The organism is Cobetia sp. Dlab-2-AX (assembly GCF_024124625.1).
GTDB lineage: Bacteria > Pseudomonadota > Gammaproteobacteria > Pseudomonadales > Halomonadaceae > Cobetia.
Genome location: NZ_JAMXRV010000001.1, coordinates 84,699 through 100,055, shown reverse-complemented (window position 1 = coordinate 100,055; position 15,357 = coordinate 84,699). Strand labels below are relative to the sequence as shown.

Sequence of the window (15,357 nt, the reverse complement as noted above, 5' to 3'; positions counted from 1 at the left end):
CCTAAGTAGGGGGTGAGTGTTATCGGAGGGTATGCATTTTTCTTATGGAGGGGTGGATGGAACCCGAGGTAATGGCCCATGAAGCGTACTGGTGTCAGATTGATAAATAAATAATCCCCCTTATTTTATGTGCTTAATAAAAACAGAGGCTTACAGAAAGCCATTAACCAAAAACGCAGTTTTGTTGTCATATGGTAAGTGATTCTAGGGGTGGGCGTTCCTTGTCATCCGGCAAAAACCACCGATTTTCTAATAGCGAACAACAGGTTATGAAGACAGTGTGACCGGGAGGCCAAACCCATTGGGCTGGCCGGAAATTTCCGCGTTCAGGGGCTGGTGAAAGAGATTGGAGTAGAGGAGTTTGGTCGTCAGTGTAAGGCATCAAGGTGCGACAGGGGAAATAAAATCGCCCTGATTGCATTATTTATCATTGCATTGTTTTTAGTTGATTGTGTGTGACATGTATAAAACAAACATCATTTTTATTGTTTTCCATGATCCGGCATGATTTGCTACGGTGATTCTCTCTAAGCTGGTGGACGTTATGTTGCTAGAGTTTCTGGAGCAGGCTCGCAATGAATCCATGGCACGTCGTGAGCTGACCATTCAGTCTCACGCGCTGCGGGTCGTGCGGACGCTGGATTCGATCTATAGCGCCCTACAGCGCAAGTTGTTTGACGGAGTCGACTTTGATGCCCTCGCGGCCATCATGCACCTCTTCGACGCCATGCTTTACTACGCCGACCGTGAGCACCAACCGGGCATGACTCGCAAAGAAGCGGAGTGGTGCTTGGCGGAGCACCTGCAGGAGGCGTACCCGGGACAAGAAACCTCGAGCTACACGCAGGTAGCCGGCAAGATTTTCGCGGCGATCAAGGACCCTTTCCGCCTCCGGTACTACGATTTCACCGAACGCGCGCATTCCGATGAGCAGGTCGTTCGCCTGATACGCCACGACCAAGTGCTCGGTTCCGATGATATTCTCTGGTCTCTGACCGATGAGGGGATGCTGTTTTACACCCTCCGTCTGGACGAAACGCCGATAGAGCGAGCTGCGATTCTCGCTTGGCGAACGCTCAAAACCATCCGTCGAGGCGAGATCGATAAAGCGGTACAGCAGATCCAGTCAACCCAGCGGCAGTTGGAGCAATACCTGATTGGGATGCGAATGAAAGTACGCGCCGCCCAGTCGGGTGATTTGAGCACATCCTATGCGCACGATATCCGTCCCGTACTCAGCGACTCCTTTGATAAGACTCAGGAAGTGCTGGGGCATATTCAGAACACCCTGTCGACCATTACCGAAATGCTGGCTGATGGACACTCGGAATTGCACCCCGACAAGCTACACAAGCTACGCAAGGCGCAAGAGATTTTTGCCGAGGTCAGCACCTTCACACTGAGCTATCAAGATTGCTTGCACGATGTGAACAAGGATTTTGAGCGGGCTCGCCTGAAGCTAATCATTCCCAGAGACAACACCCTGTTTCGGGAGACGCTGGAACAAGGTGCACTCAAGCCCTTGCTAGCCCATGCCCCAGCGACCGCCGAACAGAGAATGGATGAGCTGGTCACGCACCTGTTGGCTCCCCGAAACCAAGATGACGGCCTGCACACCCTGCTCGACCTCGAGGCAGTGCTTAACCTGTATCTCGATCAGTTCGAGCAAGAGCTTCCACGCGAGATTCACGACCCCACCGAGCAGCCCGTTGCCATTGAAGCCACACTGCGCGGTATTCCCGACTCGGTAGTTAAGCACTGCAGCGACTGGGTTAGCGCCCGTTTGAAGGATCGGGGGCGCGTCAGTTTTGCTGATGTGTTTGACGCCTACGCGAACGGCGAGTTATCCGAGCTGGAGCAACAGGTCTGCTTGCTCCACATCGGCAGTTTAGCGGCCAACAGCGATCCTACGATCGAGGTGGATGTGGACGACGCCCCTATCGAAACAGCGCTCTGGCGGGCTGACAATATCAGCCTACTGACAGTCGCCCCCGCACTGCCCTTTGAGGAGTAGTCATGTACGAGATGGATCAACAGGCCAAACTCTATGCCGAGATCGCCACACAGGCGATCATGGGTTCATTGGGGTATAAGATGGGGGAGGAGTCAATTCAGCGAGCACTGGAGCTTCAGGGAGACGTTCTATTCGCTGAAATTATCCGTGGCGTCGCGGCCGGTATGAAATTGCGTTACCTCGGCATCCACGAGACATACGGAGTATTGCTGACTGCAGATGGTCGTGGCCCTTTTGCTCCCACCCTGGGCTGGCTGAATAAACGCCTGCTACCTGAAACCACAGCAGAGCAAATGAGCAAAGAGCGCAAGGAGCAGCGTCTCTTCGCGGGATTAACACTGATCGCGTTGCTGGCCGATATGTTTCCCAACCCCGATGCGGTTCGGGTCGAGTCCGGTCAAACCAGCGGTACCAATGTTACCTCAGTAGTCACCAAGCTCAACGACGTTGCCGACCAGGTGATCGCGCAACGCAAAGCTGAGGGGGACGATGTAGTGGACGGCATGCTCCTGGCTGCCCGGTTTGTGCAGGAAGAACGTATCCCCCGCATCCACGACGAGAAGGTGGGGCGTGTCTCCAGCATTCGCTCGCAAACGGAAATGGCAATGCGCTGGATACAGCTGCTGCAGGAGGAAGGCTTCCTGGCAGAGGACAGCAGCCTGTCAGGAGAATCCGACTGGTACCCGACCCAGAAGCTCAAACACTATCTGCGCCATACTGGCATTGAAGAGACGGTACGCTTTGTGATGAATATCGACCCCACAACAGGGAAGCCGCCGTCCGACCTTGTCGACAGTGATGCGGCGGGGTCAGCTGACAACCCGGAACCTGCAGCGGCCAAGGGCCAGCCTGATCCCGTCGAAACCGCTGAAACTCTACGCTCGGGGGAGGTCTACTAGGCATGTGGCTGATCAAACGGGTTTATATGGATGGTGCGGGCCACGAAGAGGCCTTCTACAAAGACCTTACTCTAGACTACATTGGCATGACTCATGCGGTCGATCAATCTGCTGACTCACCACGCAGCATCTCGGCCAAGAACGTAAAGGCTGTGGCCAGCACCTATCAGCAACTGGTGAACGGGGGCGGCAAGTCCACCTACATCGCATTGCTATTGTCAGTCTTTGAGCCGTCCGTCAATGACTTCACCCAGTACCTGGCCAATCGTCGCCAGAGTGAATACCACTACCGCAATTACTTCCATCAGGAACTGTCTGTCATCCTGGTGGAGATGGTCAATGAAACCGGTCAAACCTTGCTGCTGGGACACGCCCACCAGCGCCGCGGCGATGATGTGGATCGCGTTCTGTTTATCTGTGATACGCCCGACTCCCTGCTGGACACCCCGTTTGACGAAGTGCCGTCATACTCGCGTGCCGAGTACAATCCCGAGCTGCGTCCCTATGCCAACACTCTGCATAGCTTTGAAGGTTGGCTCAATCTCAAGGCGGGTGGCAGCGGCGGTGTACACTGGCGAAAAACCCGAGTGATCAAAGAATGGCGCGCGTTTTTGCTGGAGCAGCGGATCAATATTGATCTCATCAAAACAATGGTCACCTTCAACTCAGAAGAGGGTGGGCTGACCAAGTTCATTGACTATAAAACCGAACAGGATTTCCTCGGCGCCTTCTTCGCCTGCACCATGTCCAAGGACACCACGGAGCAGCTGCGTGAACTGGTGGCGCACGAGGTCGAACGCCAGGGTGAGCTGGAAGCGATTCGCCGTAACGAGTCCTTCCTGGGGGATGTGCTCGTTAACTGGAAGGCGTTTCTTGAGCCGGCCCGGCTGCTGGAAAGCGCCCAGACGCAGCAACGGCAGATGGATGATGGCTTCCGCGAGGCAATGCGTGATCTCACGGCCTTTATTGAGGATACTCAGACAGAGCAAGCACGGCTCGATGACCAAGCGGAAAGCCTTCGGAAAGAGATTGTCCAAACAACGTCTCACCGCGACATGCAGGGCAGGCGCCAGGCCCTGCTTGAGCACGATCTCGCTCTGCATCAACTCAACGAACAGCAGGCCAAAGTCGCCGCACTTCAAGACGAGGACGACACCTGTCAGCGTCAGCTGCAGATCACACGCACTGCCATTGACTACAAAGCCTATGCGAAGGCTCAAGATGCGTACCACCAAGCGGACGACGACCTGAAGGTTTTCCAAAGCGAAACAGAAAAGCCGCTGCAGGTAATCTTCGAGCGCACCGCTGGCGAAGCGCTGGGTGTGCTGGAGTGGGTGATTAGCGGTCATCGCCAGCAGGAGGCCGAGATCACGGAAGCGTTGACACAGCTCAACAAGGAAAGCGAAGCCCTCAGGCAGTCCTGTGGCAAGCTGCAGAAAAAGCTGGGCAGCCTGGAGTCGGAGAGCAAACAGTGCCGGCTGGACAAGCACAAGGGCGAATCACGAAGGGATGCGCTGTGCGACGAGGGGCTGATCCAGACAGGGGAAACCCCTGCGGCCGCCCAGCATCGACTGGGGTCGGTTTTGCGTGAATCAGAGCAGGCCGAGGCTCAGGCCAAGATCTCTTGTGGTAAGGCAGAGCAGGCACTGGAAGTGCATCAGCAGGTGGTGGGAAAAGCCTCGGTTGCACAAAGCCAAGCACAGCAGGCGTTCACTCACGCAGAGCAAAAGCACCAGGCTGCGGTAGACAGCGCACGGGCTTTGGCCGAGGGCTATCAGGCGCTACCTGCGCCGACCCAGCACGCCCTTGGTCTTGAGGATACCAACTGGCACAGCGCGCAGTGCGGATCGCAGATCGATGAGGTGCTGGAGACCAACACTCAAACGCTCAATGGGATGAAACAGCGATTGTTGCAAGCCCAGCACGAGTTGAATGAGTTAAAGCTCACGGGCCACGAGCTGATCACCAAGCAGATGAACCAGGCGCTTGAGGCGTTCTATGCGGCGGGCATTCCTCGGGATAAACTCTGGGCCTTCCCTCACTACCTAGCCTCCGCCTTCAACGACAATGCGCCGCGCATCGCTGCGGTTATCGATCAAAACCCGGGCCGCTATCTGAGTCTAGTCGCACTGGATGAGGCGACACTCTCTCAAGTCTGCGCGGTCAGTGAGACGCTGACCTGGAAAGGGGGGCCCGTCGCCGTTCATCGCCTGGATGAAGCGCGAGATCTCAGGGGTATGGCACCCGAGTCAGCACAGGTCGTTCTCTCAAACCCAGACAAGCACGGCTACAGCCAGGCCGCCTACGAAGCGCGGCTACTGGAGCTGGAAAGCGACGTGGCGTCACAAAAGGCCTGCGTAGAAACTGCGGAACGCGCCCTGAAGACATTGGAGTCCTTCAAGAACGAATGGTGCCTACACCACAACCAGCACGGCAGACACTGGTTGAGCCTGATCGAACAGCGTGATCACGCACGCTCAGCACTGGCAAAAGCCAATGCCGCGCTCGAGCAGGCACGCCAACGCGAACAGGACCTACGCGGCGAAAAAGCACAGGCTCAAGCGCGACTCGAAAGCGCCCAACAGCAGCGCAATCAAGCGGAAAAGAAGCATGAAACGCTGACTCATTTTGTTGACACGGAATGGGCGGCGCGCGAAGCAGCGATCCTTAAGCTGGATCAGCTGACAGGGCAGATTCGGCGGAGCGAGGAAACTCTCGCGCGCCAGACCGAGGAGCTGACACAGCAAAGCCAGACAGCGGAGACCAAGCGCGCCGAGCGAACCGGCATCAATATACAGATCAGCCAGTGGATAAGCATGCGCAACGAGCCGTTCTATACGGGGATTACGGCGACCGAGGGTGCCGACGATCGGAGCCCGCAAGATGCCCATGAGGCGGCCTCTCAGGCGCACAAGAAATTGCTTGAGGCTGCCCAGGGTGATCAGGTCACGGAACTCAAGCAACAGCGGAAAGAGGCTGAGCAGGCGCAACGCGACGCCTTTGATCAGCTATCGACACATACCGCCTACGAGACGCATCCGGATGCGGTCAAAACAGCAGCCATCAGTGATCTGGCGCTGATTAACGACCGCATCGCGCAGCTCGAGACGCAGCACCGGCAATGCGCGCAGCGTCAGATTACGGCGCAGGCCACTCTGCAAAATCTGACCGAGAAATGCGAGGAGGCGCGCGAGGCGTTGGGCGAAGATTTTGTGTGGGAGGAGAAGCCCACCGAGATCGAAGCTATTCGGGCGTCTCTGGTCGAAATCGTCGATAATCTCCATGAAACCAAGCACCAGCTTAGACGCCTGCAGGAGCAACGGACGCTCCAGGCGAAAAAGATCGAGGATGTGAAGGAGCGGCTACAGAGCGCCAAAACAGCTCAGGCGATGATCCAGCCCATCACGCCGACCTCGGCGGCGGGTTTGCCCGCCAAGATCCTGAACATCGCTGAGTATGCCAATTCACTGGGTATCCAATGCCAAACGTACGCGAAGCTGAAAGAAACGCTGAAGCAGCAAGATGTGCGTGTAGCCACGGTCTGGAGTCACTTCCGCAAACGGATCGAAGCAGAGTCGACCAAGGACCCGGACGGTCGTGCCAGCCAAGAATACTTGCGACAGCTGGATTCAATCGCAACCTACCACGAGGTGCTGGGCGATCTGGACCGGGTCGGTACGGGGATCACGCAGGTGTTTGAGGCTGTTCAGGACAGCCTGGAGCAGTTCCAGCGTTCGATTGATCTGACCGTTACCCACCTGACCGCTCATCTGGAAGGGGCGATTAAGCTGCTCAAACGTGCCAAGTCGGTCAGAATCCCGGACGACTGCCCCGTACTGCCCGGTCGGCCTATTGTGAAGCTGACGGACCGATTGAACGATATCACTGCCGACCTCAGGGGCTTTGCCAGCGCCCGCTTGCAACACTGGATCGCCAAGGGCCAGGTGCCCCGCGCACCAAACCGTGATGCCCTGACGGCCGATCTGGTTCAGTCGGTGTTCGGCGAAGGTTCGCTCGAGGTGCGGCTGCTCAAGACGAACGCCAGTCGTCCACAGTGGACCCATATCACCCGGCTGGAGGGATCAGGAGGGCAGCGACTCACATCAGCCTTCCTGCTGTTTGTGACGGTCGGCAAGGTCCGAGAGTACGATACGGGTATTTCGAGCGCGGGCTTCTTGCTGGCCGACAATCCGCTGGGCAAATCGAATGCCGATGATCTGATGCGGATTCAGACACAGATGGCCAAGGCCTACAACATCCAGCTCATCTACTTGACCGGCATTTCTGACGAGAATGCCCAGTCGATGTTTGATAACCACCTCTTCCTGAACAAGGTGCAGAAGCTGAAGCGTCGTGATCTGGTGACCGTTGATAACGACCGCCACGCGTTGTGGGCCGCCTCCCTGGCAGCTAAGCCGCAACCCATAGCCACGTCATAGAAGGAGGAGCGTTATGAAAGGTGTGACGCTGTGGCTATCCCGAATGGAGTCGACCGCCAACAAACACCGTCTTGCAGCAGGCAAGGCAGCGCGCACGGCGAAGGCCAAGGCGGTACTTGATGAGGTGTTGAGCACGCATCGGCAGGAGGCCTTGAATCATGACGCTCCCGACTTGCTGGCTCAAGCGATCTTGCAAATGCTCGAGGGCGACTGGCGAGCCCAACCCAAGCGCGAAGCAAGCTGGCAGCCGTACTGGCGAGGACTGCGCCTTCCCAACGTTTTTATTTACGAAGGTGCAGTAGCCTCCGAGACGACGGTGCCAGAAATCGCCTGGCATCCTTGGTTGGCGGAGCGTGTTACAGGGCTGCTCTCGCCACAGGTCAAGGAGCGTTTACAGCAGCTCAATGCTTACCTGTTTCGTCAAGCCGAGTGCGGCAAGCCGCTTTTTCCGGGCACGCTCGGGCGCCGTGAGCGGGCGCTGTTGATCTTTGGTGATGAAAAAGCACTAGACTCCATGCCGCTCGGTGGCTGGAAGCATGTAGCGCTGACCTTGGCCGACCTAGGTGCCATTCGGCGAGCACCGCCGCTACCGTATGAACCATCCAGTCGCAGAGATCTTCCGGCCATCATCGTTGAAAATTCCGATGTGTATTACCGCTTATGCCAAATTAATCGTGATCAAAGACATTGGTCACTGGTGATTTATGGCGCGGGTAACAAGGTGTCAGGCCAAGCAGAGTGCGTGTCACAACTTCTTGAGGCCGAACAGATAAAGCAACTGCTCTATTTTGGTGACCTGGATGTGGCGGGCCTAAAAATTGCCCATCAACTGCGCTGCAAGCTCCTCGATTACTACGGTATCAGTCTGAAACTGGATGAGTGGCTCTATGAGGAGCTGATCCTAAATCGCCTAGTGACACCTGAAGGAAGCGCCAACAACGAGCGGTTTGATTTTGAGTCTCTGTGCGACTGGATGCCACGCTTTGTCGTCCGAGAAATGAAGACGCTGATGGCAGCCCACCAGAGACTGCCTCAAGAAGGTGTGACCTACCGTTGAGGCTGTCAAGAGTAAGCGTTCGGGGATCACCACTTGTAGTGGCACAGTGAATCTGGAACTCCTCAACGTTTCATGTGAACTTGGCTTCATCCAGCATGCCTCCTTCGGGGCTACCGATCTGGTAAATCATCGCAATGAAATTGCTTTCATTTCGGTAGCCGCAAGCCCGAGGCATAACAGCTTGAAGGAGATCATTCATATTTGCCAGATATGCGTTGGTTAGATCCTGGTCGGCATTTCTTCTTCAGTTTGTTTGAGGGCCCATACCCTGGTTTATTTTTGGTAGCTGATTCTGCACTTGGTGTCGAAGAGTCTTTTCTTAGTTGCTTTATTTCATAATTAAAATTATCTACACCATCAATGAATTTTTTAATATTATCATAGAGTTCTCGAACATCTTCCGTAGTGTATTTGTTCTTTTCACTATTGCCTCCAAAAATAGTACAGGCGTTATTAAGTAATTCTGATTTACATTTATAGACGAACTCATAGCTAACGTTATACATAGAAGATATTTCTTCTATGGAATGTTTTTCTAACGCTAATAAAGCAATATCTGCTTTAAATGCGGCGCTGTACTTTTCATATTCGTTTCTCATGATCTTTTGCATCTATTTGGTTTAATTTATATTTTTGTAGGATTCCATTGTCTTGATTCTAACAGTCATTTCTTTGACAAAACGGTCTATGTTTTTTCTGGCAATGTGGCTGTTAGTGATTTTGTTAAGAGGCTGCCTGGTATGTAATGATTTTTTTATTGATTTGCTAAATTTAATGTTGTTTGTGAATGAGTAGTAGCCGCGCTCTTTCAATGGTTGTGCTAATTTTTCTATATCACAACCTAGAGATTTCTGATAACCTACGAAAACTGTACCAAGGGATGTTACAGACTTTTCGTATTGAGAACTTATGTCTTTTATAAACCCCTCTGTGTTAATAGCGGCCTGTATAGAAAATATATCTTGGGTGGCAGGGATCAGAACATAGTCTGCCATTATAATTGCTGCTTTATATTTGTTCTTTGGGCTGGCCTTAGTGTCGATTAGAATATAGTCATAGTCACCTTTTTCTGCTAACTCACGTATTCTTTTGTAGCCTAAAGTAACGTCATGAGGCTGATTATCGTTAGTAATTATGCTTGTATTCGGTGATCCTGATATTAGGTCAATGTTCGAGTTGTATGTTTTTATTGTCGGTAGCCTATCATCTTTTTCTAAAAGAATTTCTATGGCATTATCTTTCGCTAAATCAGTCCACATTTCTTTAAAACTATCGTATTTTTCTAAGAATAGAAAGCTCAAACAGCAAAGCTGATCAAGATCAACACACAATACACGTTGAGGATCGCGACCATTTCCATCAATACATGAAAGTTCTGAAAGCCTTTGAGCCATCAGCCAACAAATCGGTGTTTTCCCAACTCCACCTTTTTCATTTGCTATCGCGATTATATGTGTCATTTTAACTCCTTGGTTAATTTTTATATTGAATTGCTGTGGGTTCACTTAGCACATATAGCTGTCGGGTTCCATCTAATTGATTACAGCCCGAGTAAACAGCTCCGATCGTTCAGCCTGCCACTCCTTCATTACTTCAACAGGTGTCCTGTGGTGTAGTGATTTCTGGGGGATATGGTGATTGTATAACCAGTAATACCGCTCGAGAGTCTGTTCTAAATCCTCTCTTGAGTTATTGCGCAGAATCTGCAGAACATCGCTGATACGCCCATTGAAGTGCTTCACCATTTCATTCGTTTGGGCGCTGCGCGGCTTGATCAATCGATGTTCTATTCCATGGCTCTGACATTCCTGACCGAATAGGTGATGCCCACGGGGCTTACGATCGCCACCCACGGTGAAGTAATTAATAAAGGATTTACCATTATCCGTGAGTACGGCTTGAATAGTGAAGGGAGCCCTCTCTTCCACGCATCTCATGAATACACGAGCCTCTTTTGTAGATTGACTAGATCTGACCTCCAGATACACCCACCGAGTGGCACGATCAATCGCGATGTAGAGATAACGCTTCTGATCTCCATCAAGCCTTTGGGACAAGTGCTTGATATCAATGTGCACATATCCGGGTTCATAATCCATGAAAGGCCGGTGCTTGGGCTTCTCGTTCTGTTCCGCGTCTTGACGCGCCAGCTGGGCAAGAGTCGGTACATCACGTCGTTTGAGCATACGCTGGAGCGCGGAACGTGACAGATTGAGATTCAGGGATTCACGAGCAACAACAAGTAGATCATCGAGTCCCAGCCGTAGTAGTGCCCGAGCGGCGATGACTATCTCTTCTTGTTCTGAGGTCAGAGTCGGTAGCAGGTTATGACGTGTTTTGGGACGATTAAGGACATCATCACGATGACGCCAGCGCTGGGTAGATGAGACGCTGACCCCCAACTGACGAGTGTGATATTTTTTGGACATACCGGCAGGAGCTATTTGGGTGTCGGCAAGAATTTCCGGTGTCGTCGTCGCTTGCTTATGCAGCTTGATGTCCATAAAGCCTTTCCTGAATAAATTGCTTGATGAGCTCACGTAAGGCCAGAAAGGATGTCCTCGTTGCGAAACCTGATCATCCGACCTCTGCAGATAGAAAACTTTTAGCACAGTCTTTTTGAACAAACAAATTGCTTTTAGAGGTGTGATTAGGAAAAAAATAGCGTATAGAGAGCTTTGTAAAGTTAGTTGCGGCTTCGAATAAAGTGCACAAAATCAATGTATTTTCTGAGAATTAGCTGATTTTTTGTTTTCTTTTAGTATATTTGTTGCCATGAGATAGATTGTGTTGATAGGAATGTTTTCGTCTATATTGTCTTTAATTTTCTTTAGGGATACGAGGAAATAGTTGTGTTTTTTGTCTTCTTGTTGTTTAAAAAAAGTAAGATTTTTCGCCAAATGTTGTCTATCTATCTGAATTTACATTGTTTTTATTCTTCAAAAAAGGAGGGTTTTTCTAATGTGTTTTTCATATATTTCTAATTTAATATTTTCTTGTTTCTCATTTTGCTGTTTTTTGGCCAAGTAATTTTATGTTTCTCGCTTTAGATCCAATATCTTTAGGCTATTTTATTATATTATATTTTCATGATGTTGTGTCTTTTTTGATACTTTGGTATATAGTTCCTCAGGCGTCACTATACCGGGCATCAGAAAGAAGCGTTCAGCGACGAAGTCCGATTTGTAAAGAATTGTTTCCTGAGAAGGTTTTTTCGTATCAGACGGCGGGCATGATCTATGCCACTGCGAGGCCCGCCTTTACTGATCCAAGCTTGAGCACTCTTAAATTTTTTGGGCGAGGCGTGACTGGTGTGGAGCCTGTCAGCAGTGCGGTGAAGTGGTCCAATTGGAGCGGACACCCCGATAAGCCTCATAATAGAGGCGATGGAGGTGTTCATGACCAAGAAGACTCGACGTCGGTATTCCGATGAATTCAAAGCAGATGCGGTGAGCCTGGTGAGCGATCAGGGATATACCGTATCCGAAGCAGCTCGGCGCCTGGGAGTTGACCGTAGCTTGTTGGACCGTTGGTGCCGCAAGCAACGTCAACAGACTTCAGGCGCCTCGAGCCAACACGCGGATGATCGCGACGACGAGATCAAGATGCTCCGCGAAGAGGTTCGTAAGCTTCAGATTGAAAAGGATATTTTAAAAAAGGCGGCGGCCTTCTTCGCCAAAGACTCGAGCTGAGATATCAGTTCATCGAATCGGAGAAGGCCGCCTATCCAGTGGCCTTGCTGTGTCGGGTCATGCAGGTCAGCCGGAGTGGTTTCTATGACTGGCGACGGCGTGGCCCAGATGATCATCGCCAGGCCCTTCACCGTGAGGTCAGAGAGATCCACCGTCGGAAGCGAGGCAGCTACGGCAGCCGCCGCATCGCCAAAGAGCTGCAACGTCGTGGCTACGAGGTTGGCCGTTACCAGGCCCGGAGTCTGATGCGGGAAGCCGGCGTAGAAGCAAAGCAGCGGCGCCGCTAGCGTCATACGACCGACAGTGAGCACAGCCTTCCGGTGGCGCCCAACCTGCTCAACCGTCAGTTTTTGGTGTCGGCACCGAACCGGGCCTGGGTGGCCGATATCACGGCGATCTGGACGTTGGAAGGGTGGCTCTACTTGGCGGCAGTGCTCGATCTCCACGACCGGCAACTTGTGGGTTGGGCGATGGCAGACCACATGCGCACACAGTTGGTTCGGGACGCCTTGGAGATGGCCGTAGGGCGCCGGCAACCCAAGAGCGGATTGATCCACCACAGCGACCGCGGCAGCCAGTACGCGTCACATGACTACCGATCCACGCTGGATCGGCACGGGTTCCAAACCTCCATGAGCCGCAAGGGAAACTGCTGGGACAATGCTGTTATGGAGCGGTTCTTCGGCTCACTGAAAAGCGAGTGGCTGGCTGACCAGCGATATGGAACCCACCAAGCAGCACGGCGAGATGTGATCGAATATATCGAGATGGAGTACAACAGCTGCCGACTCCACTCGACCTTAGGCTACCGAACGCCGAGGGATATTGAACTGGCTGCTGCGGCTTAACAATGTGTCCGCTCTCACTTGACCAGAACACTCAGTTTCACTGCGGCTCGCATTGCCGACGCTCACTGCCATCAGCTCTGCCCGGCATACTCTCCAGCGTGCATTAGTGGAATATCGTGTGTCGTTCCGCTGTGCCCGGGGCCTGCCTGCACATGCTAAATAGATGATTTACAAATTGTTTTGACTTTCTTGTTACCATTGCCGAGGACAAGGCGGATAGCGGTGGCGAATTGGCCCCAAACCTGCAGAGCGAATCAGTGATACCTGTCGTCAGTGAGTCAGTCGTGCTCTCGGGCGCGCGTGGCGCAAGGAGGATCACTGTTCTTGATAACTGGCATTTTGCATGCTCATTCAAATCGATAAATAACTGCTATCTCGCTTTGCTAAGCTAAGCAGGTTTCCGTTTCGGCATCTCAGCGACTTCGCTTGATGATATACCTGCCCTGACACCTGTGACGCCGGCTCAAGCCTGCCGTGCCGAACAGGACACAATAAAAGCAAGGAGATCCCGCTTGGAACTGATCCAGTATGCTCTGGACAATCTGGAGCTCTTGACCACACGCACGCTTGAGCACATCTCGCTGGTCGGGGTGGCGGTGGGCATCGCCACCCTGACGGGCGTGCCCATCGGTATCGCGATCACCAAGAACGAGCGAGCCGCCAAGACCGTGCTGTATATCGCCTCGATCATCGTGACCATCCCCTCCATCGCGCTGTTCGGCATCATGATTCCGATCCTGTCGTTGATCGGGCAGGGCATCGGCTATCTGCCGGCCGTGATCGCCGTACTGCTGTATTCGCAGCTGCCGATCATTCGCAACACCTATACCGCGATCAACAATGTCGACCCGGCGCTGCGCGAAGCCGCCAGAGGGGTGGGCATGAGCCAGAATCAGCGTCTGTGGATGGTGGAGATTCCGCTGGCCGTGCCGATCATCATGGCCGGTGTGCGCACCGCCGTGGTGCTGAATATCGGGGTGATGGCGATTGCGGCCTATATCGGTGCCGGGGGGCTTGGCACCTTCATCAGTCGAGGGATTTCCCAGTCTGATCCTCGGCAACTGATTGTCGGGGCGGTGGCGGTCAGCGTACTGGCCATCCTCGTCGACTATGCATTGTTGGCGCTGCAGAAGCGCCTGACGCCCAAGGGCATGGACCGCACGACAGCGGCCGCCGCTTGACGCGTCATCTGCGCGCAAATCTGCCAACACGACAAGGAACACTTGATGATTGAGCTCGACAACCTGACAAAAGTCTTCGATACCCCGAAGGGCGCCGTGACAGCGGCCGACCAGATCAGCATGAAGGTCCCGAGCGGTGAGATCTGCATCCTGCTTGGCCCCTCCGGTTGCGGCAAGACCACCAGCCTCAAGATGATCAACCGCATCATTCGCCCGACCTCGGGGCGAGTACTGATCAACGGGGAGGACACCACCAATCTCGATACCCAGGAGCTGCGCCGCAACATCGGCTACGTGATCCAGCAGATCGGCCTGTTCCCGAACATGACCATCGAGGAGAACATCACGGTGGTGCCCAAGCTGCTGGGCTGGGACAAGGCGCGCTACCGCGAGCGTGCCCGTGAGCTGATGCGCATGATCGCTCTCGAGCCCGATGCCTTCCTCAAGCGCTACCCGAGTGAGCTGTCCGGTGGCCAGCAGCAGCGCATCGGCGTTGCGCGTGCCCTGGCGGCGGACCCGCCCGTGATGCTGATGGATGAACCCTTCGGTGCCATCGATCCCATCAATCGCGCGGTGATCCAGGATGAGTTCCTCAAGATGCAGCAGGACCTCAAGAAGACCATCATGTTCGTGAGCCACGACATTGATGAAGCGATCAAGATGGGCGATCGTATTGCCATCTTCCGCGGCGGCAAGCTGGTACAGTATTCATCGCCCGATGAATTGCTGGCTGCGCCGAAGAACGACTTCGTCGAATCCTTCCTGGGCGAAGATCGTGCCTTGAAGCGCCTCAATCTGGTCAAGGTGCGCGACCTGGCCAGTGATGAAATTGGCATGGTCACGCCGGATGACACCCTGACCACGGCGCTCGAGCGCATCGAGGCCTACGGCTACCAGAACAGCATCGTGATGGTGAACGACAAGCGCCAGCCGGTCGGCATCATCAGTGCCGCCATCGCTCGTACCTCCAAGGGCCATTGCCGTGATCACTTCCAGAGCGTGCCGGTCGTGGTCAGCCTGGAGGACGACCTGCGCAAGGTAGCTTCGCTGATGTTTGCCAATGACATGACCTGGATTCCGTGCGTCGACGACGATGGGCGAATCGTCGGTCAGATCACTCAGCGCGCCATTACCCACCATCTGGGCTCGCGCTATCGAACGCATGCCGGCGGGAAGGCGGCGGGTCAGCAGGGTGAGATGTCCGCGACTGCGCTGCACAAGGAGTAA

Annotated in this window: 9 protein-coding genes and 1 pseudogene; 7 read left to right on the top strand and 3 right to left on the bottom strand. The window is 53.6% G+C overall.

Annotated elements, in window-relative coordinates:
* Positions 1 to 517 precede the first annotated feature (517 nt).
* From NH396_RS00405 to NH396_RS00390, 4 genes are read left to right on the top strand one after another with little or no spacing between them, the layout of a single operon-like run.
* Positions 518 to 2,014: a hypothetical protein gene (locus NH396_RS00405; RefSeq protein ID WP_253060863.1), complete on the top strand. Its 1,497-nt coding sequence runs from the start codon at positions 518 to 520 to the stop codon at positions 2,012 to 2,014.
* A gap of 2 nt (positions 2,015 to 2,016) precedes the next feature.
* Positions 2,017 to 2,913: a hypothetical protein gene (locus NH396_RS00400; RefSeq protein WP_253060862.1), complete on the top strand. Its 897-nt coding sequence runs from the start codon at positions 2,017 to 2,019 to the stop codon at positions 2,911 to 2,913.
* Positions 2,914 to 2,915: 2 nt separating this feature from the next.
* Positions 2,916 to 7,352, top strand: coding sequence for a hypothetical protein (locus NH396_RS00395; protein WP_253060861.1), 4,437 nt, complete (start codon positions 2,916 to 2,918; stop codon positions 7,350 to 7,352).
* A 13-nt stretch (positions 7,353 to 7,365) separates the two neighbouring features.
* Complete coding sequence (locus tag NH396_RS00390; RefSeq protein ID WP_253060860.1) at positions 7,366 to 8,409, top strand: Wadjet anti-phage system protein JetD domain-containing protein; 1,044 nt, start codon at positions 7,366 to 7,368, stop codon at positions 8,407 to 8,409.
* A 191-nt stretch (positions 8,410 to 8,600) separates the two neighbouring features.
* Here NH396_RS00390 and NH396_RS00385 read toward each other — a convergent pair whose 3' ends face one another.
* From NH396_RS00385 to NH396_RS00375, 3 genes are all read right to left on the bottom strand, one after another.
* Positions 8,601 to 9,008: a helix-turn-helix domain-containing protein gene (locus NH396_RS00385; RefSeq protein ID WP_253060859.1), complete on the bottom strand. Its 408-nt coding sequence runs from the start codon at positions 9,006 to 9,008 to the stop codon at positions 8,601 to 8,603.
* Between the two features lie 21 nt (positions 9,009 to 9,029).
* Positions 9,030 to 9,869 carry a ParA family protein gene (locus NH396_RS00380; protein ID WP_253060858.1) on the bottom strand — a complete coding sequence of 280 codons (840 nt, stop codon included), beginning with the start codon at positions 9,867 to 9,869 and terminating at the stop codon, positions 9,030 to 9,032.
* 72 nt (positions 9,870 to 9,941) lie between these two features.
* Positions 9,942 to 10,913, bottom strand: a complete 972-nt coding sequence (locus NH396_RS00375; protein WP_253060856.1) for a DDE-type integrase/transposase/recombinase — start codon at positions 10,911 to 10,913, stop codon at positions 9,942 to 9,944.
* An 894-nt stretch (positions 10,914 to 11,807) separates the two neighbouring features.
* On the opposite strand from NH396_RS00375, the pseudogene NH396_RS00370 reads away from it, so the two are divergent.
* The 3 genes and pseudogenes from NH396_RS00370 to NH396_RS00360 all read left to right on the top strand — a co-directional run bounded on the left by NH396_RS00370 (position 11,808) and on the right by NH396_RS00360 (position 15,357).
* Positions 11,808 to 12,949: pseudogene (locus NH396_RS00370) on the top strand (IS3 family transposase).
* A gap of 512 nt (positions 12,950 to 13,461) precedes the next feature.
* A complete protein-coding gene (locus tag NH396_RS00365) occupies positions 13,462 to 14,130 on the top strand; it encodes an ABC transporter permease (protein WP_176677398.1) in 669 nt (222 codons plus the stop codon).
* Positions 14,131 to 14,175: 45 nt separating this feature from the next.
* Complete coding sequence (locus NH396_RS00360; RefSeq protein ID WP_176677397.1) at positions 14,176 to 15,357, top strand: betaine/proline/choline family ABC transporter ATP-binding protein; 1,182 nt, start codon at positions 14,176 to 14,178, stop codon at positions 15,355 to 15,357.

What these genes read in the sequence shown, in the direction of transcription:
- NH396_RS00380 (WP_253060858.1), bottom strand. Translation starts at nt 9,869, where the DNA reads ATGACACATATAATCGCGATAGCAAATGAAAAAGGTGGAGTTGGGAAA.
- NH396_RS00360 (WP_176677397.1), top strand. Translation starts at nt 14,176, where the DNA reads ATGATTGAGCTCGACAACCTGACAAAAGTCTTCGATACCCCGAAGGGC.
- NH396_RS00400 (WP_253060862.1), top strand. Translation starts at nt 2,017, where the DNA reads ATGTACGAGATGGATCAACAGGCCAAACTCTATGCCGAGATCGCCACA.
- NH396_RS00395 (WP_253060861.1), top strand. Translation starts at nt 2,916, where the DNA reads ATGTGGCTGATCAAACGGGTTTATATGGATGGTGCGGGCCACGAAGAG.
- NH396_RS00390 (WP_253060860.1), top strand. Translation starts at nt 7,366, where the DNA reads ATGAAAGGTGTGACGCTGTGGCTATCCCGAATGGAGTCGACCGCCAAC.
- NH396_RS00385 (WP_253060859.1), bottom strand. Translation starts at nt 9,008, where the DNA reads ATGAGAAACGAATATGAAAAGTACAGCGCCGCATTTAAAGCAGATATT.
- NH396_RS00375 (WP_253060856.1), bottom strand. Translation starts at nt 10,913, where the DNA reads ATGGACATCAAGCTGCATAAGCAAGCGACGACGACACCGGAAATTCTT.